21 protein-coding genes are annotated in these 23,534 nt (G+C 63.3%); 8 read left to right on the forward strand and 13 right to left on the reverse strand.

Annotated elements, in window-relative coordinates; translation table 11 throughout:
• Positions 1–158 precede the first annotated feature (158 nt).
• Positions 159–1,235 carry a GNAT family N-acetyltransferase gene (locus ACX80O_RS01070; RefSeq protein ID WP_459332217.1) on the forward strand — a complete coding sequence of 359 codons (1,077 nt, stop codon included), beginning with the start codon at positions 159–161 and terminating at the stop codon, positions 1,233–1,235.
• A gap of 251 nt (positions 1,236–1,486) precedes the next feature.
• A complete protein-coding gene (locus tag ACX80O_RS01075; protein ID WP_459332218.1) occupies positions 1,487–1,867 on the forward strand; it encodes a hypothetical protein in 381 nt (126 codons plus the stop codon).
• Positions 1,868–2,446: 579 nt separating this feature from the next.
• Here ACX80O_RS01075 and dapE read toward each other — a convergent pair.
• Positions 2,447–3,538 carry a succinyl-diaminopimelate desuccinylase gene (gene dapE, locus ACX80O_RS01080; RefSeq protein ID WP_459332219.1) on the reverse strand — a complete coding sequence of 364 codons (1,092 nt, stop codon included), beginning with the start codon at positions 3,536–3,538 and terminating at the stop codon, positions 2,447–2,449.
• Between the two features lie 33 nt (positions 3,539–3,571).
• Between dapE and dapD the strand changes: the two genes are divergently transcribed.
• Positions 3,572–4,531 carry a 2,3,4,5-tetrahydropyridine-2,6-dicarboxylate N-succinyltransferase gene (dapD, locus tag ACX80O_RS01085; RefSeq protein WP_459332220.1) on the forward strand — a complete coding sequence of 320 codons (960 nt, stop codon included), beginning with the start codon at positions 3,572–3,574 and terminating at the stop codon, positions 4,529–4,531.
• A gap of 6 nt (positions 4,532–4,537) precedes the next feature.
• Positions 4,538–5,425 carry a hypothetical protein gene (locus tag ACX80O_RS01090; RefSeq protein WP_459332221.1) on the forward strand — a complete coding sequence of 296 codons (888 nt, stop codon included), beginning with the start codon at positions 4,538–4,540 and terminating at the stop codon, positions 5,423–5,425.
• Here ACX80O_RS01090 and ACX80O_RS01095 read toward each other — a convergent pair.
• Positions 5,422–6,003, reverse strand: coding sequence for a hypothetical protein (locus ACX80O_RS01095; protein WP_459305450.1), 582 nt, complete (start codon positions 6,001–6,003; stop codon positions 5,422–5,424). The genes ACX80O_RS01090 and ACX80O_RS01095 overlap by 4 nt on opposite strands.
• Positions 6,004–6,175: 172 nt before the next feature.
• Here ACX80O_RS01095 and galE point away from each other — a divergent pair, with 172 nt between their 5' ends.
• Positions 6,176–7,189, forward strand: a complete 1,014-nt coding sequence (gene galE / locus ACX80O_RS01100; protein ID WP_459305449.1) for a UDP-glucose 4-epimerase GalE — start codon at positions 6,176–6,178, stop codon at positions 7,187–7,189.
• A 90-nt stretch (positions 7,190–7,279) separates the two neighbouring features.
• Here galE and ACX80O_RS01105 read toward each other — a convergent pair whose 3' ends face one another.
• From ACX80O_RS01105 to fdxA, 3 genes are all read right to left on the reverse strand, one after another.
• The gene (locus ACX80O_RS01105; RefSeq protein WP_459332222.1) at positions 7,280–8,563 is read right to left on the reverse strand and encodes a citrate synthase; all 1,284 of its coding nucleotides are present in this window, start codon (positions 8,561–8,563) and stop codon (positions 7,280–7,282) included.
• 124 nt (positions 8,564–8,687) lie between these two features.
• Complete coding sequence (gene dapC / locus ACX80O_RS01110) at positions 8,688–9,842, reverse strand: succinyldiaminopimelate transaminase (protein WP_459305447.1); 1,155 nt, start codon at positions 9,840–9,842, stop codon at positions 8,688–8,690.
• Entirely contained in the window at positions 9,839–10,165 is a 327-nt protein-coding gene (fdxA, locus tag ACX80O_RS01115; protein WP_459257918.1) for a ferredoxin, read from the reverse strand. Before fdxA ends, dapC begins: the two co-directional genes overlap by 4 nt.
• A gap of 130 nt (positions 10,166–10,295) precedes the next feature.
• Between fdxA and ACX80O_RS01120 the strand changes: the two genes are divergently transcribed.
• A complete protein-coding gene (locus ACX80O_RS01120; protein WP_459332223.1) occupies positions 10,296–10,526 on the forward strand; it encodes a putative acetyltransferase in 231 nt (76 codons plus the stop codon).
• Positions 10,527–10,618: 92 nt separating this feature from the next.
• Here the strand turns inward: ACX80O_RS01120 and ACX80O_RS01125 are convergent, their stop codons facing one another.
• Positions 10,619–11,464: a type IV toxin-antitoxin system AbiEi family antitoxin domain-containing protein gene (locus ACX80O_RS01125; protein ID WP_459332224.1), complete on the reverse strand. Its 846-nt coding sequence runs from the start codon at positions 11,462–11,464 to the stop codon at positions 10,619–10,621.
• A 167-nt stretch (positions 11,465–11,631) separates the two neighbouring features.
• On the reverse strand, positions 11,632–12,900 hold the full coding sequence (locus tag ACX80O_RS01130; RefSeq protein ID WP_459332225.1) for an MFS transporter: 1,269 nt from the start codon (positions 12,898–12,900) through the stop codon (positions 11,632–11,634).
• A gap of 67 nt (positions 12,901–12,967) precedes the next feature.
• Here ACX80O_RS01130 and ACX80O_RS01135 point away from each other — a divergent pair, with 67 nt between their 5' ends.
• Positions 12,968–13,462 (forward strand): ArsR/SmtB family transcription factor, encoded by a 495-nt coding sequence (locus ACX80O_RS01135; RefSeq protein WP_459305443.1) that lies wholly within the window; start codon positions 12,968–12,970, stop codon positions 13,460–13,462.
• A 55-nt stretch (positions 13,463–13,517) separates the two neighbouring features.
• Here the strand turns inward: ACX80O_RS01135 and ACX80O_RS01140 are convergent, their stop codons facing one another.
• The 4 genes from ACX80O_RS01140 to ACX80O_RS01155 all read right to left on the reverse strand — a co-directional run bounded on the left by ACX80O_RS01140 (position 13,518) and on the right by ACX80O_RS01155 (position 19,979).
• Positions 13,518–14,045, reverse strand: a complete 528-nt coding sequence (locus ACX80O_RS01140) for a hypothetical protein (RefSeq protein ID WP_459305442.1) — start codon at positions 14,043–14,045, stop codon at positions 13,518–13,520.
• A gap of 12 nt (positions 14,046–14,057) precedes the next feature.
• Positions 14,058–15,974, reverse strand: a complete 1,917-nt coding sequence (typA, locus tag ACX80O_RS01145) for a translational GTPase TypA (RefSeq protein WP_459305441.1) — start codon at positions 15,972–15,974, stop codon at positions 14,058–14,060.
• A 209-nt stretch (positions 15,975–16,183) separates the two neighbouring features.
• Positions 16,184–17,965: a BCCT family transporter gene (locus tag ACX80O_RS01150; RefSeq protein WP_459305440.1), complete on the reverse strand. Its 1,782-nt coding sequence runs from the start codon at positions 17,963–17,965 to the stop codon at positions 16,184–16,186.
• Between the two features lie 190 nt (positions 17,966–18,155).
• The gene (locus tag ACX80O_RS01155; protein WP_459305439.1) at positions 18,156–19,979 is read right to left on the reverse strand and encodes an ABC transporter ATP-binding protein; all 1,824 of its coding nucleotides are present in this window, start codon (positions 19,977–19,979) and stop codon (positions 18,156–18,158) included.
• A gap of 80 nt (positions 19,980–20,059) precedes the next feature.
• On the opposite strand from ACX80O_RS01155, the gene ACX80O_RS01160 reads away from it, so the two are divergent.
• Positions 20,060–20,689: a PH domain-containing protein gene (locus ACX80O_RS01160; protein WP_459332226.1), complete on the forward strand. Its 630-nt coding sequence runs from the start codon at positions 20,060–20,062 to the stop codon at positions 20,687–20,689.
• A gap of 58 nt (positions 20,690–20,747) precedes the next feature.
• Here ACX80O_RS01160 and ACX80O_RS01165 read toward each other — a convergent pair whose 3' ends face one another.
• Positions 20,748–21,791, reverse strand: coding sequence for an ABC transporter permease (locus ACX80O_RS01165; RefSeq protein ID WP_459305437.1), 1,044 nt, complete (start codon positions 21,789–21,791; stop codon positions 20,748–20,750).
• Positions 21,788–23,329 carry an ABC transporter permease gene (locus tag ACX80O_RS01170; protein WP_459332227.1) on the reverse strand — a complete coding sequence of 514 codons (1,542 nt, stop codon included), beginning with the start codon at positions 23,327–23,329 and terminating at the stop codon, positions 21,788–21,790. The genes ACX80O_RS01165 and ACX80O_RS01170 overlap by 4 nt, the downstream gene beginning before the upstream one ends.
• Positions 23,330–23,534 lie beyond the last annotated feature (205 nt).

A 23,534-nucleotide genomic window follows, 5' to 3' on the forward strand; every position in this document is an offset into this window, starting at 1 on the left:
CGCCGCAAGAAGAATCCGTTGCCCAGGCAACCCACATGGTGCAGAGCGAGCCTGCGGAGCAGCAGCGCTGGATTGATAGTGCGATCAACCGCCATTCCTGACGACCAGTCACAACCATGCTCGACATAGGTGATCCCGGGGTGTGCGAGGGTGAGGGAATGGAAACCAGTTCGGGAACACCACCGTGGCCTTTGGTAGATCCGCGGTACGAGGACGTGTTCCTGCGCCGGTTCCGGGATGAAGACACCGAGATGGCTATGGCTCTAGCCCGCGACGAATACGTTCCGACGATCGGGACGCTGCCCGGCCACGCGTCCCAGGAGGAAGCTTTAGCCTGGGTGGAACGTCAGCGGCAGCGCCATAACGAAGGGACAGGATTTTCCTTTTCCATCGCCGACGCCGGGACAGGCCGCTCGGTGGGCCAGATGGGGTTGTGGACGCGAGAACTACACCTGGGGCGTGCGCAGGCGGGCTACGGTGTCATGCCTGGTGAGCGGGGCCGCGGTATCGCCGCGAAAGCTTTGCAGGCGTTGTTGGGTTTCGCGTGGACCATTCCTGGGCTGCACCGGGTGGAACTCCATATCGAGCCATGGAACACCGCCTCGATCCGTAGCGCGGACCGCGCCGAATTCCAGCGGGAAGGTCTCCTACGCGGTTACCAGGAAATAGGGGGAGAACGTCGGGACATGCTCCTTTACACTGCGGTCAGAGCCACGCCGACAGTCTCTGGAATAGCTGCGAATAGCCCTTCGGTTCTGAGATCCGCAACGATTGGTGACATTCCTGGCATTCGCCGGTTCGGTGAGGATATCCGGGCTCAATATGCACCGTTGATTGGCGCCGGAGCCGCAGACGGACAGGTCCAGAATTGGTGGAACGAAGCAAGTATCCGGGCGGCGGTGGCCGAGGGTTTAGTGGTTGTGGCCGAACAAGACGGCAGGCTTACCGGGGTGGGTCAACGTGGTCATAGAGGAGCGGACCACGTGATCTACAAACTCTACGTCCACCCTGAGGATCGCGGCCACGGGCTCGGGCGACGGCTACTCGATGCTCTTATCGAGGAGCTACCCGCAAATGCTCACCGGTTGTACATCGAACACTTCACAGCCAACAAGCGTGCGGCAGCGTTTTACGAACGTGAAGGTTTCACCGTCGAGCGGATCGAGCCAAACCCGACAGGAACCAGCGCCCTCCCCGTAGTGTGGCGCGCCCGCGATCTCGATGCACACCGATGAGCGCTGACCCATTCTCCAATGTTGGCGCGATAGGGCCTTGGTAGTAGACGTCGTCGAAGCTATTGACCCCAGTGCAATTTGGTGGCATGCCGGCTGAGTTTCGCGAATGAGAGAGGCAAGCGGATGTCCATGAGGCGGGCGCCGTCAGGCTGTTGGCGTTCCGCTAGTTTATTGGCTAGGCGGACGGCGTAAACAGTTGAAGAGTCAGCTTGCCTCTGGTCGTTTGGAAGGCCCTTCGGTAGGGTGACAGCATGAGTGTGCCTATGTCATCGGACGAGGTTTCCTTGGTGAAGCGGCCTCGCCGCATCAGCCGGACAGCCGTTCTCGTGCTGGGCGTTGTGGTGATTCCGTTCTTATTGAGCGCCGCCCTGAATAGCTACGGCCCTCTTACTGTGGACAGTGCTCTGAGGATGGCGGCCGCCTCCGTGGCTGGGCAGACGATTGCCGTCCTTAGCGCCTTCACCGCCGTTATCCTCACCGTCCGACGGCGACATTCCGTGTCGGCCATAATCGCGATTGTGCTTATCGCCGCAGTGGTAACGGGTGTCGCGGTCTACGCCATAACCAATGCCGGAGATGTTCTTCTCAAGCGTTTGGATCTTCTTGGTGAGATGGACATGGTAATTAGGTAGACATACATTCGTCCCGGACTCGAGCCCAAAAAGCTCTCCCCCGGCACCCTTCCGATGCATGGCCCGTCGCAGCGCGTCCTCCCGGGAGTGCCGCACCGGCAATCGGTTGTCCGCCGTAACGAAATTCCGCGCCCACGATTGAAAGTTCGTCATGCAGAGGCCTCCCGTCAATGACTCCGTCGCCACGAAAGTGCCGCCCGTCAGCCGATCGGAAGACGGGACTGACGCTCGGCCACAAACGCGGCGAATTCGAGGGCATTCACCTCGGCAACTCACAGTCGACTTACCGGGAAACTGGTCGGTCACTGTCAGCAGTTGGAATCGGCCACACGGTCTAGCCAGGTGAGCACGCTGGACCGGAGGCGTCAACCTGGGCTTCGGTGCCGGACATGTTGCTCCCCCACGTCTACTTTCACGCCCTGCGTCCAGTTTGCTCACCAATCCGACGCCGATCGTCGGTCCCGATCCGATTCCGACGCCGATCCGGACGCCGGACCCCAATCCGGACGCCAGTCCGGACGCCGGTCCCCAATCCTGACCCAGGCCGCCGGTCCCGCCGGCCGCCGGCCTCGGGGCGCGCTAGCCGAGCCAGGCCTTCAGCGCTCGCAAGCACTCGCGGATTTCGCCGGCGCTGACGTGCTCGTTGTCGGAATGCGCCAGCAGCGGGTCGCCGGGGCCGAAGTTCACCGCCGGAATCCCCAGCTCGCTGAAGCGTGCGACGTCGGTCCAGCCGTACTTCGGTTTCGGTTCGGCACCGACCGCGGCCACGAAGTCGGCTGCTGCCGGATGGTGCAGGCCGGGACGGGCTCCCGCTGCGGCGTCGGTGCGCTCGATGTCGTAGCCAGCCAGCACGGCTCTGACGTAGGCTTCGGCGTCGTCGGGTGATTTATCCGGCGCGAACCGGTAGTTGACCTCGATCACGGTCCGGTCCGGAATAACATTTCCCGCGGTCCCACCCTTGATCATCACCGCGTTGAGGCTCTCCCGGTAGGCCAACCCGTCCACGTCAACGGTGAGCGGTTCGTGGTCACGAAGCCGGGCCAGTATGTCGGCGGCCGCATGAATGGCGTTCTCGCCCATCCAGGCGCGCGCCGAGTGCGCGGCCGTGCCAGTGGTGGTGACGTTGAACCGGGCGGTACCGTTGCAGCCGCCCTCCACCGTGCCGTCGGTGGGTTCCAGGAGCACCGCGAAGTCAGCCGCCAGCCAGTCCGGGAATCTCTCGACCAACCGGCCCAGGCCGCTCAGCGACGCCTCCACTTCCTCATGGTCGTAGAACACATAGGTGATATCCCGGGCGGGTTCGGTGAGGGCAGCGGCAAGCGCCAGCTGAACCGCCACCCCACCCTTCATATCGGTAGCACCGCGACCGTAGAGCACGTCGCCCTCCCACATGCTGGGCACCGTTCCCCGGGAGCCTGCGACGCCGGGCAGGGGCACCGTGTCCAGGTGGCCAGCCAGGATGACCCGTTCGGCGCGGCCAAGGGAGGTCCGCGCGATGATCGAATCGCCGTCGCGCACTACTTCAAGGTGGGGGCAGTCCCGCAAACCGGTTTCGACTGCATCGGCGAGGGTCTTCTCGTTGCCCGAGACGCTCTCAATGTCGAGGAGCGACGCGGTCAGGAGAGCGACGTCGGCAGAAAGGTCAAGGCTGATGGGGAGGTGTGCGGTCATGGATCCAGCCTATCGCTCGGTAGACTTGAGGCCATGACTGAACGAGCCGCCGCCCCTACACCAGCCGATCCTGGCCCCCGATCAGCCCACGGACTTGGTCTTGCCACAGTCGATGCCGACGGGACTATTCTTGACGTGTGGTTCCCCCGGCCCGAGCTCGGTGCCTCGTCGCAGGAGGATCTGAGGGGTTCCCTCGACGCCTTGGCCGGCACCGATGAGCTGCGCGGTACCCGCCAGAAGGTCATCGAGGTGCACAGCGCCCTCGATGCTCCGCCGACGGATGCTGCCGACGCCTACCTGCGCCTCCACCTCCTGTCCCACCGCCTGGCGGCGCCGAATACGCTGAACCTCGACGGTGTCTTTGGGCTCCTGGCCAACGTGGTGTGGACCAACTTCGGGCCTTGCCCCGTCCAGGACTTCGAGACCACCCGGTTGCGGCTCCGCGCCCGCGGCACGGTCATTGTGTACGCAGTGGACAAGTTCCCCCGCATGGTGGACTACGTGATGCCTGCCGGTGTTCGGATTGCCGACGCCGACCGGGTTCGGCTGGGTGCCCACCTGGCCGCTGGCACCACGGTGATGCACGAAGGCTTCGTCAACTTCAACGCCGGCACCCTGGGCCAGTCGATGGTCGAGGGACGCATCTCCGCTGGGGTAGTAGTGGGAAACGGTTCGGACATCGGGGGCGGCGCCTCGATCATGGGGACCCTTTCTGGCGGCGGGAAAGAACGCGTCGCCATCGGTGAACGGTGCCTCCTCGGCGCGCAGGCCGGCATCGGAATTTCCCTCGGCGATGACTGCGTTGTCGAGGCGGGCCTCTACATCACGGCGGGCACGAAAGTTACCCTCCCCGACGCGCGAGTGGTTAAGGCTGTTGAGCTCTCCGGCGAGTCCTCCCTGCTCTTCCTCCGCAACTCAGCGACCGGCGTCGTCGAAGCCCGGGAGCGCAGCGGTCACGGAATCGCCTTGAACTCAGTGCTGCACGCCAACTAGGGAACTATGGCGTACAGGAAGGCCGAGGCACGGAAGCGCCGGCGGGTGAAGACAACACTCGTCCTCGTGATCCTGTCGACTGTGCTCTCCGGCGGGATCTACCTGGCGGTCAACCAGGTGGGTTCCTCTGAGGTATTGATCCGGGAACGGTGCACCGCCGTCGTCGGCAATGACACCTACGAACTTGGTCTCGAGCAGGCGGAGAATGCGTCGCTGATCGCCGCGGTGGCCGTGACGCGGGGCCTTCCCGCCCGTGCGGCGTCGATCGCCCTGGCCACAGCGGTGCAGGAGTCAGGCCTGCGCAACCTTGATTACGGTGACCAGGCCGGGCCGGACTCCCGCGGGCTCTTCCAGCAGCGTCCCTCGCAGGGCTGGGGCACCGACGATCAGGTTCAGGACCCGCTCTACGCAGCTGGTGCGTTTTACGACGCGCTGGTGAAGGTGCCGGCCTACCAGTCGCTGCCGATCACTGAGGCGGCGCAGGCAGTGCAGCGCAGTGCGCTTCCTGATGCCTACGCCGACCACGAGGCGGAGGGGCGGGCGTTCGCCTCGGCCCTCACCGGCAACTCCCCCGCGTCCCTGAACTGCGTCCTGCGGGGCGCTGATCAGACCGGCGATCCGGCCTCCGTCCAGTCAGCTGCCGAGCGGGTGTTCGGGCCGCTCGAAGCACCCGTGGTAGACGCCGGGATCCTGTCGTTGGAGGTCACCGGCACCCGCGGCTGGGCCGCCGCGCAGTGGGCGGTCGCCAACGCGAAGGCGCTCCACATCGAGGCGGTGGCCTTTGGCGGGCTGCAGTGGACCAGGGCAGATCACGGCTGGGACGCCGCCGAGACTGCCACCGGCCAGCTGGTCATCCGGCTCGCCGGGGATCCCACAGCACCACCGGCAGTCTAGGCGAGCAGCTCAACGACAGGGCGCACATAGCTGCAAAACGCCTCCTCGTCGTCGGAGAGGTCCTGACTCATGAGCAGCGTGCCGGGCTCGACAAACCACGCCCGCGGCTCACTGAGGGGAAGCTCAACCACCTGCAGCGTGAACGCCCTGGCATCCCGAGCTAGCTCGAGCTCCCGCTCCTGGATCAGCTGCCTGAACGGATCCTGCGGCCTCAACCGCCCACGACGCCGGGACAACTCCGTGTATTCGGTGATCCGGGCGCTGGACCACTCCATCGCTGAGCCATAGTGGGCGTGCGCGAGGAGCTGCAAGGCGGGCAGCGACTCCAGTTCAGGGAAGTGCGGCGGCGTGGCCTCCGGCGGGGGGTCTTTGCCCAGCAGTTGGCGCCACCACGTTTCCCATTCAATCCGCAGCACCGTCAACCCACCGGCGTCGTTCACCAGCTGACCCGGATCGGCCCGGGGCACCGGTGGGACCACCGTGGAAACCAGCGGGACCCCTACGGCGTCCAGTCCGAAGTCCAACCCGGCGGAGTCCCGCAGATACAGGGAAAACAACATTATCGGCGAAGTGCTCACAACTATCTGCCACCCAGAGTCACCGGAGGGCGTCATCCGCTCAACCTTCCCGTCGAATCCGTCCCGGACTCCCCGGCGCGGGTTCGGCTTACTCCTCAAGGGTAGACCGATCGCCCTCCACCCTCCAGCAGTGGACACCACGAATCCGCCGACAACAAACTAGGCTTGTCCTATGAAAATTCTGGTTACTGGCGGCAGCGGTTACATCGGTTCCCATACGACGCTCGCCCTCCTCGACGCTGGCCACCAGGTGGTAGTGGTCGACAATCTGATGAACTCCTCCGAGATCGCCCTCCACCGCGTGAGGGAGCTGAGTGGGAAGGACCTGACCTTCCACAAGGTCAACCTCCTGGACGAGGTGGCGTTGACGGCCGTGTTCGATACCGAGGCTATCGACGCCGTCGTCCATTTTGCTGGGCTGAAGGCCGTGGGCGAGTCGGTGACCCAGCCGCTGCATTACTACCACAACAACGTGGGCGGCACGTTGAACCTGCTCCGCGTGATGGAGGCGGCCCAGGTGCGGACCCTGGTCTTCAGCTCGTCGGCCACAGTGTACGGTGCCTCCGAAGAGGTGCCGCTGATTGAGAAGATGCCCCTGGATGCTGTCAACCCCTATGGGCGCACCAAGGAACAGATCGAGGACATCCTGACCGATCTCGGTGCCGCCGACGGTCGCTGGAACATTGCCTTGCTCAGGTATTTCAACCCGGTAGGCGCCCATGAATCGGGGCGAATTGGCGAGGACCCCACCGGAGTTCCCAACAACCTGCTCCCCTTCGTCGCGCAGGTGGCGGTGGGTCGCAGGGAGAAGGTCATGGTTTTCGGCCACGACTACCCCACCCCCGATGGCACTGGCATCCGCGACTACATCCACGTGGTCGACCTGGCGGCAGGCCACCTCGCCGCACTGGATTACCTCGCCACCCACGCCGGCGTGCACCGCTGGAACCTGGGCACGGGCAATGGGGCGTCGGTGCTCGAAGTGCTCGCCGCGTTCTCTGCCGCGGCCGGACACGAGGTTCCCTACGAGTTCGCCGACCGCCGACCCGGGGACGCGGCGGTGAGCTACGCGGACCCGTCGGCGGCGCTGGCCGACCTTGGCTGGTCGGCGCACCGGTCGCTGCGGCAGATGTGCGAGGACCACTGGCGCTGGCAAAAGCATAACCCTCAAGGCTACGAGAGCTAAGAAGACGCCCGACGACGACGGCCGGTCGCCCTTCCGCAGGAGACCGGCCGTCGTCGTAGATCAGAGACGCAAGGGGTGCGTTCGGTGCTGCTAGCGCGCTGGGTAGTTGCGTGCGCCCTCGCCGGTGTAGAGCTGCCGGGGGCGACCAATTTTGGTCTGCGGATCCTGCATCATCTCGCGCCACTGGGCAATCCAGCCCGGCAGTCGCCCGATAGCGAAGAGCACTGTGAACATCTTCTCGGGGAAGCCCATCGCCTTGTAGATCAAACCGGTGTAGAAGTCGACATTCGGGTACAACTTCCGTTCGATGAAGTAGTCATCGGCGAGGGCCTTCTCTTCTAGGCGCATCGCGATGTCCAGGAGTTCGTCGTTGCCGCCGAGCTTGCCGAGAATGTCGTGGGCGGTAGCCTTGACGATGGTGGCGCGGGGGTCGTAGTTCTTATAGACGCGGTGCCCGAAGCCCATCAGCTTCACGCCGTCTTCCTTGTTCTTGACCTTCTCCATGAAGTCTTCAGGCTTCATGCCCTTGCCCTTGATGTCGCGGAGCATATTCAGGACCGCCTCGTTCGCCCCGCCGTGCAGCGGCCCGAACAGTGCGTTGATGCCAGCCGAAACCGAAGCAAACATGTTGGCGTGTGAACTACCGACCAGACGCACCGTCGACGTGGAGCAATTCTGCTCGTGATCGGCGTGCAGGATGAGCAGCAGGTCGAGGGCTTTGACCATCATCGGATCCAGGTCGTATGGCTCGGCGGGGAGACCGAAGGAGAGCCTGAGGAAGTTCTCCACCAGGTTCATCGAATTGTCTGGGTAGAGCATCGGCTGCCCGATGGATTTTTTGTGCGCGTAGGCGGCGATGACAGGGAGCTTCGCCATCAGGCGGAAGGTGGAGAGTTCCACCTGCTCGTCGTCGAACGGGTCCAGGGAGTCCTGGTAGAACGTGGAGAGCGCCGAGACGGCTGACGACAGCACCGGCATCGGGTGCGCGTCACGGGGGAACCCGCCGAAGAAGCCCTTGAGCTCCTCGTGCAACAGGGTGTGGCGGCGGATCCGGCCGTCGAAGGATGCCAGTTCGGCGGGGGTGGGAAGATTCCCGTAGATCAGCAGGTAGGAGACTTCGAGGAAGCTGGAGTGCTGGGCCAGCTGGTCGATCGGATACCCGCGATAGCGCAGGATGCCCTGGTCGCCGTCAATGTAGGTGATGGCCGACGTGGTGGCGGCGGTGTTCATGAAGCCCGGGTCAAAGGTGACGGCGCCAGTCTGCTTGAGCAGCTTCGACACGTCATAACCATTGTTGCCTTCAGCGGCATTGACCATCGGAAGGCTGAGTTTGCCTCCGTCATAGTGCAACGACGCACCGTTCTGCTCGGTCATTGAACTCTCCTTCAGGAGTGGTGGCATGCATTGGCTGACGTCACTGTCACACATTCAGCTAAAACGCTACCGGTAGGGGCGCCCCGAGCGCTAATCGGAACACCGGGGTCGTCAGGTCGCCGCCTTACCGTGCTGCGGCGAGCCTTTGGACTGCTGCGTCGATACGCTGATCGGTGCCAGTCAACGCCACGCGGATGAAGCCTCGGCCGGCGTCGCCGTAGAACGTCCCGGGTCCCACGATGATCCCGAGCCCCGCGAACCGTTCGACAGTGGTCCAGGTGTCTTCACCGGCTGTGGCCCACAGATACAGGCCAGCCACCGAGTCCTCGATCCGCAGCCCAAAGCCCTGCAGCGCCGGGATCAACCGATCCCGGCGCAACCGGTAGAGGTCCTTTTGGGCTTGCACATGCTCGTCGTCGCTCAATGCGGCGCGCATGGCCTCCTGGACGGGGAACGGGACGATCATTCCAGCGTGTTTGCGGGAGTTGACCATCGTGGCGATTAGAGCAGGATCGCCAGCGGTGAACGCGGCCCGGTAGCCGGCCATGTTGGATTGCTTGCTCAGGGAGTAGACGGCCAGCAGATTGGTGTGGCTGCCGCCATTCACCCGGGGATCCAGCACACTGGGCACCGCTTCGCCGCCGTGCGCGCTATCCCAGTCGTCCCAGCCCAGTTCGGCATAGCATTCGTCCGAGGCGACGACGGCGCCGAGCGCGCGTGCGTCCGCCACGATGATTGAAAGATCGGCCGCAGATAGCACCCGACCCGTCGGATTCGCTGGCGAGTTGACCCAGACCAGGCGGACCCGCGATCGGGTGTCCGCATCGAGGGTGGAGAGGTCATCGGCTGCCACGGCTGTAGCGCCCGCCAGCACCGCACCAATGTCGTAGGTGGGGTAGGCGACGGTGGGGCGGACAACGATGTCGCCCTTCCCCAACCCGAGGAGGGTGGGAAGCCAGGCCACGAGTTCCTTCGATCCGACCGTGGGCAGGATGTCCTTCGGATCCAGACCCGGGACCCCGCGGCGGCGGGCAAACCAGTCGCTGACTGCAGCCCTCAGCTCGTCAGTGCCATGTGTGGTGGGGTACCCCGGGGCGTCCGATGCGGAGGTCAGCGCCCGCTGGATGACGGCCGGGGTGGGGTCAACGGGTGTGCCGATGGAAAGGTTGACGGCGCCGTCGGAATGCTGGTTTGCCAGTGCCACGTACGGCGCCATCGCATCCCAAGGGTAGTCCGGCAGCGCGATACCGAACGGGCGGTTGCCGCCGTGAGCGGTCATGCGTCCTGGTTCTGGGGCGGCAATGCGGCGATGATGGGGTGGTCCTTGCCGATATTGCCGAGCTTCGCGGCACCGCCGGGAGACCCGATGTCGTCGAAGAACTCGACGTTCGCCTTGTAGTACTCGGCCCACTGGTCGGGGGTATCATCCTCGTAGTAGATGGCCTCCACCGGGCACACCGGTTCGCACGCGCCGCAATCGACGCATTCGTCCGGATGGATGTAGAGGGACCGTTCGCCTTCGTAGATGCAATCTACCGGGCATTCCTCGATGCAGGCCTTGTCCTTCAAATCCACGCACGGCTGTGCGATTACGTAGGTCACTTCCCACGCCTTTCCAGTTGGGGCTTCGTTCCGTTTCCAGCTTAACGCAACGACCCGGCGCAGCCGCATCGGGCGGCTGCACTGCCCTATGACCCCTGCCACTGCTGGTCCCGCCCATTACGCTGATCACATGGACTCCCCCGCGCAGCAGTTGATCGCCCTCCCCGTGGGCACACGCGTGGTGGTCCGGTATCGCATCGACGGCGGACTCACCGACGCGCTGGGTGATTTGGTGCAGATCGACCAGCAGAGCTGCACGGTGCGGACCCGCCTCCACGGCGACGTCGTCGTACGCCTGGACCTGGTGACGGCGGCCAAACCGGCCCCTCCCCCGCCCCCGCGGCGGCCTCGGCGGTTCTAAGTCCCCGCTCCTGCTCACGCCCCTGCCCCTGCTCCTGCTCCCGCCCCTGCTGCGGCCCGGCGGCGGCGCAATTTCCCACTGGGAGCACCCCGTCATTGGGATTGTCTAGAGGATCCCAGCCGTCGGGACTGATCGGTGGGAGCGTAGGCGGCGAGTGCCTGTTTAACCAACCGTAGGAACTCTTCAGGGTGATCGACGAGCAACGGATAGGAGGCATGAAGTATTGGAACACGGCCTAACATCAGGAGGTTCCCGCGACGTCGGTCCTCTTCGAAATCTGCTGACCCGCTATGGAACCGACGCCCGTCGGCCTCGACCCCCAGCACCTTCTCTACCACCAGGTCGATCCGTCCGACCCCCTTGATGTAGACCTGCGACTGAAAGCTGTACCCGGCACGCCGAAGGTGGTACTTGGCGACCGTTTCCAAAATTGATTGGGAAAATGGGTCAATCTGATCAATAAGTCTTCGCAGGGAAACGTCCCTGCGACCGGCTGCCCGTTGTCGAAGTGCAGGGATACTCACGGCGTCCAGCACCACAGCAGATTCGACAATGCAGAGAGCATCCAGCTCGGGTAGACAGCGCATGCACTGCACACAGATGTCCAAAACCGTGAGCGGTTTTGCTGAGCGGTGGACCCTGAACCCACCGTCCAGCCCGTTGCCGTGGTCGACGCTGACATGAATCAAGGCCGGTGGACGGAGAATCCACAGCCCGCGGTGCTTCGCTGCGCTGATACAGGCCAGATCGGCGCCAGCGCGCAGTGCGGTCAGGAGAGACTGGTTTGCGTTGGGGAGGCAGTAGACACCCCGGCATGGCTTCGCCAATCGGCCGGCTGCTAGTGCCGCGCTCAGCTGGTGAGCACTCACGCCGTTGGACACCAGGTCCTTGCGGCGGGCAACACCACCGAGGGAAGTCAGCAGGCTAAAAAGGTCCATAGGTGATATCGTGCCCGAGTGCTGATGCCCGATATCTGTTAATCGTGCGGATGTGGACAATTCCACGCGACAATCCCACCAGCCGCGACCAGCCAGTGGGATTGTCTGGACTATCCCACTGGGAGCACCCCGCCACTGGGACCAAGCGACACAGGCGTGGGCGTGGGTCACTGGGCAACTTTGTCGGGGAGCTTCTTCATTCCCAGGAAACCGCCCCCCAGCACCGGAATGGACGCCACGACAGTGCCCACGACTCCGATCCACATGGTGGGGATGACGCCGATCTGCCCGCCCAGCACTCCGGCCAGAAGCCCAGCAATGGGCATGACACCCCAGACCACGAAACGGATGGACGCGTTCATCCGGCCAAGTAGCCGCGGTGGGCAGACCCGCTGACGCATGCTGACCTGCATGATGTTGTACGCCAGGACGCAGAAGGTCATCCCTGATTCACCGACGATCAGCAAAGCGAGGGCGATAGGCTTCGACGGCGCGAGCGCAGCCAACGGGACCAGCACCAGGAACGCACTGCCGGCCAGCGACGCCAAGGGGATGATGGTGCCTTCGCCGATCCGCCCGGCGATCCAGGGAGTGGCCAGGGCGCCGAGGAACCCTCCCACTGCAGCAACGGACAGAATCAGGCCCAGCGCCGCAGCGCCCAGGCCAAGATCCCGCAGGATCAGCAGCGGCAGCAGGGTAAAGACAAGCGACGCGAAGAAATTGACCCCGGCCGTGCATGCCGCGACCCGCCGAATCAGCTGGTGCCGCCACACGAAGGCTAAGCCTTCCTTGATTTCGACGGCGAGTGGGCGCCGGTCCGCAACGGGCGACCGCTGCTCCCGGTCCTGGGTCCTGGCAAGGAACACCGCCGACACCAGGTAACCCGCCGACTGACCAATGACCAGCAGCGGCGCGCTGACGATCTGCAGCAACCCACCGCCCAGCGCCGGCCCACCCAGGCGGGAAATCTGGGCGGTGGATTCCAGCTTGGAGTTGGCACTGGGCACCTGGTCGCTGTTCACCAGCACAGGAACGTAACTCTGGTACGCCACATCGAAGAAGACAGTTGCGACGCCGACGACGCCGGCCACCACACACAGGTGCCAGATGGTGAGGGTATCCGTCCACCAGAGAAGGGGTATGGCGAGCATCGCCACCATCCGCGCCAGGTCCGCCCCGATCATCACCCGGCGTTTGAGCCACCGGTCCACCCAGGCGCCGGCCGGTAACCCGACCAGCAGGAAGGCTGCGGTGCCGCTGGCGTTAAGCACTCCGACCTCGAATTCGGATGCCCCCAGCAGGAGAACGGCTATGACAGGGAGGGCCAGATGACCCAACTGGGTCCCGAATTGGCTGATGGCCTGCCCGGCCCAGAATCGGAGAAAGTTCCCGTCACGAAGCAGGGAGGGCGGTGGGGATACAAGCTCGGTGGTCACCGTCACAGTTTGCGGGTAGTGATTGATTACTGTCAATCACTACCCGGGTCTGACGTATCATCTAAGGATGGATACTGATGAGGATGTACAGGCGCGCGGCCGGGCGCTGAGCTCTCCCGTTCGGTTGCGAATCCTCAGGTTGTGCCTGCATAAAGGCAGAACAAACAAGGAGATCGCTGAGCTCCTCGACCTCAACCCGGCCACTGCCCTGCACCATGTGAGGACGCTCCTCGCGACAGGGTTTCTCGCCGCCGAAGAGGCCCGCACCGGAAACCGAGGAGCCAAGGAGATCCCCTACCGGGCGACCGGCCTATCCTGGCGCAGCCGGATCCCGAATGCCGCGCCGGTACTGGTGGAGACCTTCCTGCAGGAAATCGACGGGCTGAACCCGTCCGATATTGATGTGTGGCGGCTCGGGCTCCGCCTCAACGATACGAACCGTTCCGAAATGATGCGTCGGATCCGCGAGATCCTCGAGGAATACGCGATCCGCGATTCGGACACCGACGGCACCGCAACGTCCATCATGCTGGCTCACCATCTGGACCGCGGCGCGGACTAATCAAGCGCAACTTAGCGCAGCGCGGGGTAGGTACCCCGGGGCTAGGTAACCCGGGCTAGGTAGTGCGCGCGGCCCGCCGGGGACGTAGTACCCACCAGGACACCATGGATGCGAGCATCGTCACGATCGCCAGGCCAAACACCCAGATGCTTCCCGCAATGGCGACGGGCAGCAGCGGGGTCATCCCTAGATCGGTGAGCACCAGCTGCTGGTCCTCACTGGCGGCGAACAATCCGACCACCAGATAGGCAACCCCACCCACGGCTGGGCTGAGATACACATTCCGGGCCCACAGAGCGGCGAAAACCGCTGCACTCCCGGCCAGCAGTACTGCTGCTGCGGCCCCGACCGGAAGCGTGGCCCCGGGCAGCTCCCACACCTGGCTATGTAACGCCGTACCAAGGATGGCCACCGCCAGGCCCAGCACCACGGACATCGCGAGGGCCCACCACAGGGAAACCCTATGGTGGGGGGCCACACCGTAGCCGATGCGGGCCCTCGCCGAGGCCTCCCCCGGATCGCCGACGACGACGGCAGGGCGCCGAGCGTCGTCGTCAGTCAGTTCCGGCGGAGTGTTCTGCACGACTGTCGAAGACTAGACGCGAGCCCGTGAACGAGCCGCGCGCATCCGCTCGTTGGCGTCCAGGATCAGCTTGCGGATCCTGATCGACTCAGGGGTGACCTCGACGCACTCGTCTTCGCGCGCGAATTCCAGCGATTCCTCAAGGGTGAGCTTGCGGGGAGGGGTCAGGTTCTCGAAGGTGTCCGAGGAAGCCGCGCGCATGTTGGTGAGCTTCTTTTCCTTAGTGATGTTCACGTCCATGTCGTCGGCGCGCGAGTTCTCGCCAACAATCATCCCCTGATACACCTCGGAGGTTGGCTCAACGAAGAAGGACCCACGTTCCTGCAGGTTGATCATCGCGAATGGGGTGACGACTCCGGCGCGGTCAGCGATCATCGAGCCGTTGGTGCGGTACTCGATGTCCCCGGCCCAAGGCTCGTAGCCCTCAGAGTAGGACGCTGCGATGCCGGCACCGCGGGTGTCGGTGAGGAACTTGGTGCGGAAACCGATCAGGCCGCGGGCGGGAACGATGAATTCCATCCGAACCCAGCCGGTGCCGTGGTTGGACATGTTGGTCATCCGGCCCTTGCGGGTCGCGAGGATCTGGGTGACAGCACCCAGGTATTCCTCGGGCACGTCGATGGTCATGTGCTCCATCGGCTCGTGCACCTTGCCGTCGACCATGCGGGTCACCACCTGTGGCTTGCCGACCGTCAGTTCGAAGCCTTCACGGCGCATCTGCTCGACCAGGATGGCGAGTGCAAGCTCGCCACGACCCTGGACTTCCCAGGCGTCAGGACGCTCGGTGGCGAGGACCTTCAGGGACACGTTACCGATCAGTTCACGGTCCAGGCGATCCTTCACCTGGCGGGCGGTGACCTTCGCACCCTTGACCCGGCCTGCGAGGGGCGAGGTGTTGATACCGATGGTGACCGAGATGGCAGGGTCATCGACGGTGATCAGCGGCAGCGGCTGGGGGTTGTCGATGTCAGTCAGGGTCTCACCGATGGTGATGTCTTCGATGCCTGCGACGGCGACGATCTCGCCAGGTCCGGCCGAGTCGGTCGGTACACGGTCGAGGGCACGGGTGGCCAGCAGTTCGGTGATCTTGACGGACTTCAGTTCACCGTTCTGGCGGGCCCAGGCGACGGTCTGGCCTTTGCGCAGGGTGCCGTTGAAGATACGCAGCAGGGCGAGACGGCCCAGGAACGGGGAGGCGTCAAGGTTTGTGACGTGGGCCTGCAGCACGCCGTCCGGGTTGTACCGGGGTGCTGGGATGTGCTCGAGGATGGTCTGGAACAGTGGCTCAAGGTTGTCGTTCGAGGGAACGGTGCCGTCGGCGGGCTGCTCGAGGGAGGCTGCCCCTTCGCGGGCTGCGGCGTACACGACTGGCACATTGAGGACCGAATCGAGGTCAAGGTCAGGCACTTCGTCGGCGAGGTCCGAGGCGAGGCCCAACAGGAGGTCCATGGATTCGCTGACCACTTCGTCGATCCGCGAGTCGGGGCGGTCGGTCTTGTTGACCAGCAGCACCACGGGGAGCTTCGCAGCCAGGGCCTTACGGAGCACGAAACGGGTCTGGGGCAGTGGGCCCTCTGAGGCATCCACAAGCAGGACAACGCCGTCGACCATGGAAAGACCGCGTTCCACTTCGCCGCCGAAGTCGGCGTGGCCCGGAGTGTCGATCACGTTGATGGTGATGGTCTCACCTTTGGCGGAGGGTCCGTCGTAGAACACGGTGGTGTTCTTGGCGAGGATGGTAATGCCCTTTTCGCGCTCAAGGTCACCGGAGTCCATGACCCGGTCCGCCACGTCGCCGTGGGCGGCGAAGGAATTGGTCTGCCGGAGCATGGCATCAACCAGGGTGGTCTTTCCGTGGTCAACGTGGGCCACGATGGCAACGTTGCGGAGGTCGCTGCGAACAGCTGTGTTGCCTGTGGTTTCAGACATGCGTAATGGCTCAATTCAGTAATCTTGAGGGGAATCTAGCGTTATGAGGACGGCGCCTGCTTGTACCAGTCTAAGCTCTGAGGAAAAAATGGCCTAACGCGGGGCGCATATCGGGTCAGAAACGTCGCTGGCAACGGGCCTGAGGACAACGCACGACGGCGACCCACCCCCAAGGGGGTGAACCGCCGTCGCACTCACTCTCGATGGTGCTAGGGCTTCTTCGAGCGGGAAAGCTTCCAGCGTCGGGGCGAGCTGGTACCCGTTGATCCGGCGGCCTCCACCAGATGGTAGTCCTCCAGCTGATCCTGGATCTGCTGGTCCACCCGGTCGGACATGTGCTCGTTGACCTGGTCGGTCACCTGATCGGCAACAGCAAGGCGCGCCTGGCGCCGCTGGGCGCGCAGGAACTGCTGGTGCTCCTCGTGGAAGGCCTTCGCCGTGGCCACGCACATGAAGATCATCACCACACTGAACGGCAGTGCGGTCAGGATGGCGGCGGTCTGGATCGAGGCCAACCCGTCATCACCCACCAGGAGCAAGGCGATCGCGACCGCGGCGGCAGCCAGAGCCCAGAAGGCCCGAACCCAGTTCTTGGGGTCGGGGTGCCCTCCCGTAGAAATCATGCTCATCACCAGCGCACCGGAGTCCGCCGAGGTGATGAAGAAGATTGCGATCAGGATAATCGCGCCAATCAGCAGGACCGGACCGCCCGGCAGCTCCGTAAGGAGCCCGAAGAGTGCATTGTTGGTGTCCACCGCACCGTCTTCGCCGACCAGACCACCGTTGCCGAAGAGCTCGCGGTAGAGGGCAGATCCGCCCAGGACCGAGAACCAGAGGAAGGTGAGCAGGGTGGGAACCAGCAGGACACCTGCAACGAATTCGCGGACCGTGCGGCCCTTGGAGATGCGAGCAATGAAGATGCCGACGAAGGGGGCCCACGATATCCACCAGCCCCAGTAGAAGGTGGTCCAGGCGGACTGCCAGGCTTCGCCGTCGGCCCCGGCGAAGGCAAGGGTATCGAAGGTCAGGCCCACCACGTTCTGCAGGTAGTTGCCGATTGACTGAACGAATTCACGTAGCAGGAACAGCGTGGGGCCCGTGAACAGGATAACGAGCAGCAGCACGCCGGCCAGAACCAGGTTGGTGTTGGACAGCCATTTCATGCCTTTGCCCACGCCGGAGATGACCGATACGAGGGTCAGTGCGGTGATGCAGAGGATCAGACCGATCTGGGTGAACTTGGTTGCCTCCATAATGTTGGCGGTATCCAGCCCGGCCGACATCTGCAGCACGCCGAGTCCCAGCGAGGTGGCGACGCCGAAGAGCGTGCCAACCAGGGCGATGACGTCAATAGCATCGCCCCATTTGCCCTTGACCTTGTCGCCCAGGAGCGGCTCAAGTGTCCAGCGGATGGAGATGGGTCGACCTCGCCGGTGCACCGCGTAGGCGATGGAGAGGCCGACCACCACATAGATGCTCCAGGCGTGCAGGCCCCAGTGGAGGAAGGTCTGGGTCAGGGCTTGCTGCGCGAGCTCGACGCCGGTTCCCTCGGTGCCCGGTGGGGGCGACGCGAAGTGGTTCAGAGGCTCCGCGACGCCCCAGAAGACCAGACCAATGCCCATCCCAGCGGCGAAGAGCAACGAGAACCAGGACATCATCGAGAACTCGGGGCGATCGTCGTCCTTGCCGAGGCGGATATCGCCGAAGCGACTCAACCCGACCCAGAGGGAGAACACCACGAACATCGCGACGATTGCCACGTAATACCAGCCGAAGCTGCTGATGACATTGGTCTGGATGCTGCCGAAGACCTCGGCTGCTGTGGAGGGGAAAATGAGTGCGAAGCCCACGAACACCACGATGAGCGCCGCGGCGGGGATAAACACGTTCTTCGCTAGTTTGGAGGGCGCGACCGGTTTTCCTTCCGTGGGGTGGCCGTCTGGCTCGCCGGGTGGACTGTCGGTTGCCGGATTTCCGGACCTGAGGGACATTCGGTTAACTCCTCAAAAATTTCGATTTAGTTCAAATTAGCTATTGACACTCCGTCGAAATAGCAGTAAGACATGTTCCAGCTTACAGAAATGGGTCTCCAATTGCTAAGGAAGTCCTTAAACCGCAAACGACGGCGACCAGCCCCGGTAAGGGGACGGGTCGCCGTCGTCGGCTGATTGCGGCGCTGTACTACTCTGCTGACGCGAGCAGTTTCGCCCGTAGCTCGCGGCGCTCCCGCTGCTTCTCAGGGTTGGGTAGTGGGACGGCTGCGAGCAGCCGTTGGGTGTAGGGATCCTGCGGTCGGCGGAGGATCTGATCCCTGGTGCCCTGCTCCACGATTTTGCCGCGGCGCATGACACAGATCCTGTCGGACATGAGGTCGACGACGGCGAGGTCATGGGTGACGAACAGGCAGGCGAATCCGAGTTCCAGCTGCAGATTTTTCAGCAGTTCCAGCACCGTGGCCTGGACTGATACGTCGAGAGCCGAGGTCGGCTCATCGGCCACCAGGAGTTTGGGCTTCAGGGACAGCGCCCGGGCGATACCGACGCGCTGTTTCTGGCCGCCCGAGAGCTCGTGCGGGTACCGGTTGCGGTAGGCACGCGGGAGTTCGACCTGGTCCAGGAGCGTCTCGATGCGCTTCTGCAGATCGGCTCCCTTCGCAACCTTCGCGAGGAACATCGGCTCGCCAATGCTTTCGCCCAGGGGCAGCCGGGGGTTCAGTGACGAGGACGGGTCCTGGAAAACCATTCCCACGTTCCGGCGCAGCTCAAAGAGCTCCTTGCGGGTGGCATTCGAGATTTCCTTGCCGGTCACGGTCAGGGATCCTTCGGCAACCGGCAGCAGACCCACGGCGGCGCGGCCGATCGTCGTCTTGCCCGAGCCGGATTCACCAACCAACCCGAGGATCTCACCGGGATAAATGGCGAGGTTCGCCCCTTCAACTGCGCGGAAAGCCGGCACCCGGCCCTGCTTCGGGTACTCGATGGCAACATCGGTGAGCTGCAGGACCGCCGCGCCCCGGCTGGTATCAGCAGCACGTTCAGCCTCCTCCAGCTTCGCCTGGTTACTGCGCTCGCGCCGCATGAGCTCGTCGTGGTTGACCGCCCGGAGCTCGGTCTGTGTAGCGGCGGCCAGCGCCGCGGTGATGTCCACCTCTTCGGCGTCGTCACCACCCTGACCCAGATGGGGTACCGCTGCGAGCAGTTTCCGGGTGTACTCGTGCTGGGGGTGGTGGAAGATCTGCTCGGCCGTCCCCGCCTCAACGATTCTGCCCTTGCTCATCACCACGATGTGGTCGGCGAGGTCGGCGACCACTCCCATATCGTGGGTGATCAGCACGATCGCGCTGTTGAGTTTGCTGCGCAGGTTCCGCATCAGGTCAAGAATCTCGGCCTGCACCGTCACGTCAAGCGCCGTCGTCGGTTCGTCTGCGATCAGTAACTTTGGATCGCAGGAAAGCGACTGGGCGATCATCGCGCGCTGTCGCTGTCCGCCGGAGAGCTGATGTGGGTAGGACTTGAAGGCCTTGTCCGGGTCCGGGAGTTCGACCATGTCCAAGAGTTTCAACGCCCGCTCTTTGGCTTCCTGTGGCGAAATTTCGTTGTGCAGGCGGATCGTTTCGACGATCTGGAACCCAATGGTGTAGACCGGGTTCATCGCCGTCATCGGTTCCTGGAAAATGACCGCAACATCCCGGCCACGGATCTGGCGCAGCTTGCTTCCGGTCAGGCCGAGGATTTCCTTGCCGTTGAGCTTGACGCTGCCGGTCGTGCGGCTGTTTTCGGGCAGCAACCCCAGGAGCGACATGGAACTGGCGCTCTTGCCGGAGCCGGATTCGCCCACGATGGCAAGGACCTCGCCGGCCCTGACCTCATAGTTGAGGTCAATGGCCGCTGGCACCCAGACCTTGTCGACGCCATAGTCAACGCCCAAGCCCTTGACTTGGAGCACAGGAACGTCGCTCCGTGGTGTCCGCCCTGAATCCGAATTCTCGATGACGCCGTTGGTCATGATTCTGCTTTCCTTCCGCCCGTGGCCTGCCACATTGTGGTGATTAGTGAACTGGCAAGGGATCCTGAAACTATATGGGTATGAGTAGCCCGAGCAATGCAGCCAACCCAGTCGTTTTCACGCCGCGGTTTGGCAAGTGGTTTGCGGGACTGACCTGGGTACTTGCCGCGATTGGCATTGTTTTGTCTGTGGTTGGCGACGGTGTTGAGGGTCTTCTCTCTGCCTGGCCGTTGCTGGCCCTGGCCTACTTCGGCTGGCTGCTGTTTTGGTACCCCTCGGTGGTGATCGACGACGACGCCGTCACCCTCAACAACCCGCTCCGATCCGTTTCCGTGCCGTGGGCGGCGTTGATTCACGTCGACACAAAGTTCGCCCTGACGTTGGTCACCGTTCGCGGTAGCCACACGGCCTGGGCCGCGCCCGCGCCCGGCGTGTGGGGCACTCACCGCGGCAAACCTGAGCATGTCCAGGGCCTCCCCGAATCCAGCTATGGTCCTACCCAGTCCATCCGGCCCGGAGATCTGAAGAACACTGATTCCGGCGCCGCAGCATTTCTGGTGCGAACCCACTGGGCCTCGCTGATTGAGGACAACCTGCTGGATGTTGACGCTACTGAAACCACCGCGGTCTCCACACGTTTTCACTGGCTCGCCATCGGCTGCGCAGTTGTCCTGGTCGCGGCGAATGTGATCGCCTTCTCCGTGGTCTAGCCGGTGAGTGCGGCGCAGTGGCTCCGCGCTCACCGGCTCGATCCTGCGTCCCGGCACTCTAGGCCTCGGGGCGGTTGGGGTCGGAGATGTCGCCAGAGTGCACTGCCTTCTTGGCGTTGAACTTCTTCTGGCGGGGGTCAAACGCATCCCGAAGGCCGTCGCCGATGAAGTTGATCGACAGACAGATGAGGATGATAAACAGTCCCGGCCACCAGAACAGCCACGGCCTGGTGTTGAACGCCTGCTGGTTGTCGCTGATCAGGCTGCCCAGCGAAATGTCGGGCGCCCTGACACCGAGCCCGAGGAAGGAGAGAGCGGATTCCAGCAGGATCGCTGACGCCATCACCAGGGTGGTGTTGACGATGATCACTCCTACCGCGTTGGGCAGGATGTGCTTGAAGATGATCCGGGTGTCCGACGCTCCGGCAATCCGGGCTGCGTCAACGAATTCACGTTCCCGGAGGGACAGGAATTCGCCGCGCACCAGGCGAGCGAGGCCGGTCCAGATGATCAGCCCGACGAAGACGCCCAGCAGGATCACCCCGGCGCTGCCCCCCAGCACATTCCGCAGGAACGTGCCGCTGCCGGTGAGGTTGTTGCCGACGCTACCCAGCACAGCGGCCAGGATGATCAGGGGGATGACAATGATGACGTCAGTGAAGCGCATCAGGACTGCTTCAACCCAGCCGCGAAAGTACCCTGACACTCCGCCGATGATGACGCCGAGGATACCGCCGAGGATACCGATGATGAACATAATCAGCAGGGAGAGCTGAGTGCCTCGCATGGTCATAGCAAAGAGGTCACGACCGACACGGTCCTGGCCGAAGGGATGATCCCCGAAGTCGAACGGCAACACCCAGGTGGGCGACCCGGTCGGCGTCGCCAACGGCGGGGTGTCCGTATAACTCCACTTCCACCAACCCGGAATTCCGGCATAGCCGATCGAGCTGAACGCCAGGATGACGACGAGCACGAAAATGACCATGCTGACGACGGCGGCCGTGTTCCCGAAGAAACGCTTCCGGACGATCTGTCCCTGGCTGAGGCCTACTGACCCGTCTTTGGATTTCTCTGGCCTTACTTCTGCTGCGGTGCTCATGCTTTCACCCTCACTCGTGGGTCGAGTACCGAGTAGGCCAGGTCCGCAACGAGGTTGAAGACCAGGGCCAGCATGCCGGTAATCAGGAAGACTCCCATGATGGGATTCGGATCGACGCTACGGAGCGCGCCGACAAATAGTTGTCCCATGCCGCTGAAGGCAAAGACCTGCTCGGTGATGATCGCGCCGCCAATCAGTCCCCCGATGTCGAAGGCGACGAGGGTAGCCAAGGGGATCAGTGCGTTCCGGAAGGCATGGCGCATGACCACGGTCCGCTCCCCCAGACCCTTGGCGCGGGCCGTACGGATGTAGTCCTGGTTCATGATCTCGAGCATGGACGATCGCGAGTAGCGGCTATAGCCCGCCAGCGAGATGAGCATCAGCGCGATTGTCGGCAGCAGGAGGTGGGTAAACGTGTCGATCCCCATGATCCAGAAATCGCCATCAAGGTTGGGAGTTGACGAACCGAGGGTGGCAATTGGCCTGCCACGGATCCTGTTGTTGTCTGAGTACAGGGGCCAGGACTGCATGAACCGGTCGAGCAGGATGGTGAATCCCATAAGAAACGCGGTCAGTCCGCCCGCGGTCATGCTCTGCCTGCGGTCGTAGCCGCCCATGAAGTAGCCCACAGCAACGCCGACCAGCACTGTTGCGACGGCGAGCAGGACGATCATCAGCGGCGTCGCAAGGTCTAGCAGCGGCTGCACGGCGAAATAGGCGATCAGGCCGATACCCACGGTGATCAGCGCCGAGTAAAGAGCCTTTCGATTCTTCAATCCGGCAGTCAGCAGTGTGACCCCGTAGGCGATTCCGACGCCCGCGATGACAATGACCACAGGTCCGAAGCCGGGTTCCAGGAACCAACCAGTGAGGTCGAGGAAGAACAGTATCGCCGCTGCGAAACCAAACCCTGCCGCCGCCGCGGTGAGTCGATTTCTTAGGGTTCCCCGGGCTATCAGGTACCAGATGAAGGCACTGATCAAACTGGTGATGATGATCGCGGTCAACGGGATGCTGGGATCCGCAAGGAAGGTGTTGAAGCCGATGGCCCCGTACTCCTTCAGCAGCACGGCTACCCAGAAGATGGGGAGGGAGAAGAAGAGGAACGCCATGAAAGTCACACCGTAGTCGAGCCCGCTGTACTGGCGCAGGGCGGTGATGATGCCTAGCGAGATGCCGATCAGGATGGCCAGGACTGTTGCGCCGGTGACCAACAGGATGGTTTGACCCATGGCCTGGCTGAGAAGTTGGGTCACTTCAATGCCAGCGATACTGCTGCCGAGGTCGCAGGTTGCAGCAAAGGGGATGAGGCAGCTCGCGGCTCCACCCAGCCACTCGAAGTACCGGATAGGGGCGGGGACATCCAGGCTGAGGAGGTCTGTCCGCAGTTGAATGAGTGTTTCCTTGTTTGGGACGTTGCTTTCACGCAGATCAGCCAGGGGATCGCCCGAGACTGCCGTGAGCAGGTACACGATAAAGGAAGCGCCCAACAGGATGAGCACGGCGGCAATCAAGCGCCGGACGATGTAGGTCACCATAGTTTTATAACCTCAATGTTACGGTTCCGGGGATCACCCGGCGTTGTGGCAAAAGTGTAATGCACCTAACAGCCAGCGGATATTTGGGAGATCCCAATCGCTTTATTCTGGGGTGCGAATCAGAGATTGTCTGGGCGCCAGAAAGCGCTGGAGCCAATATTCCGGCCCCAGCGCTTTCGTGGCTGGCGCATTAGGTCGTAGGTAG

Source organism: Arthrobacter glycogeni, from assembly GCF_054511155.1.

Coding starts and splice junctions, on each gene's coding strand:
- ACX80O_RS01075 (WP_459332218.1), top strand. CDS start 1,487: ATGAGTGTGCCTATGTCATCGGACGAGGTTTCCTTGGTGAAGCGGCCT.
- ACX80O_RS01135 (WP_459305443.1), top strand. CDS start 12,968: ATGGATACTGATGAGGATGTACAGGCGCGCGGCCGGGCGCTGAGCTCT.
- ACX80O_RS01105 (WP_459332222.1), bottom strand. CDS start 8,563: ATGACCGAGCAGAACGGTGCGTCGTTGCACTATGACGGAGGCAAACTC.
- ACX80O_RS01125 (WP_459332224.1), bottom strand. CDS start 11,464: ATGGACCTTTTTAGCCTGCTGACTTCCCTCGGTGGTGTTGCCCGCCGC.
- ACX80O_RS01165 (WP_459305437.1), bottom strand. CDS start 21,791: ATGAGCACCGCAGCAGAAGTAAGGCCAGAGAAATCCAAAGACGGGTCA.
- ACX80O_RS01160 (WP_459332226.1), top strand. CDS start 20,060: ATGAGTAGCCCGAGCAATGCAGCCAACCCAGTCGTTTTCACGCCGCGG.
- galE (WP_459305449.1), top strand. CDS start 6,176: ATGAAAATTCTGGTTACTGGCGGCAGCGGTTACATCGGTTCCCATACG.
- dapD (WP_459332220.1), top strand. CDS start 3,572: ATGACTGAACGAGCCGCCGCCCCTACACCAGCCGATCCTGGCCCCCGA.
- ACX80O_RS01150 (WP_459305440.1), bottom strand. CDS start 17,965: ATGTCCCTCAGGTCCGGAAATCCGGCAACCGACAGTCCACCCGGCGAG.
- ACX80O_RS01120 (WP_459332223.1), top strand. CDS start 10,296: ATGGACTCCCCCGCGCAGCAGTTGATCGCCCTCCCCGTGGGCACACGC.
- ACX80O_RS01170 (WP_459332227.1), bottom strand. CDS start 23,329: ATGGTGACCTACATCGTCCGGCGCTTGATTGCCGCCGTGCTCATCCTG.
- typA (WP_459305441.1), bottom strand. CDS start 15,974: ATGTCTGAAACCACAGGCAACACAGCTGTTCGCAGCGACCTCCGCAAC.
- ACX80O_RS01090 (WP_459332221.1), top strand. CDS start 4,538: ATGGCGTACAGGAAGGCCGAGGCACGGAAGCGCCGGCGGGTGAAGACA.
- ACX80O_RS01070 (WP_459332217.1), top strand. CDS start 159: ATGGAAACCAGTTCGGGAACACCACCGTGGCCTTTGGTAGATCCGCGG.
- ACX80O_RS01155 (WP_459305439.1), bottom strand. CDS start 19,979: ATGACCAACGGCGTCATCGAGAATTCGGATTCAGGGCGGACACCACGG.
- dapE (WP_459332219.1), bottom strand. CDS start 3,538: ATGACCGCACACCTCCCCATCAGCCTTGACCTTTCTGCCGACGTCGCT.
- dapC (WP_459305447.1), bottom strand. CDS start 9,842: ATGACCGCTCACGGCGGCAACCGCCCGTTCGGTATCGCGCTGCCGGAC.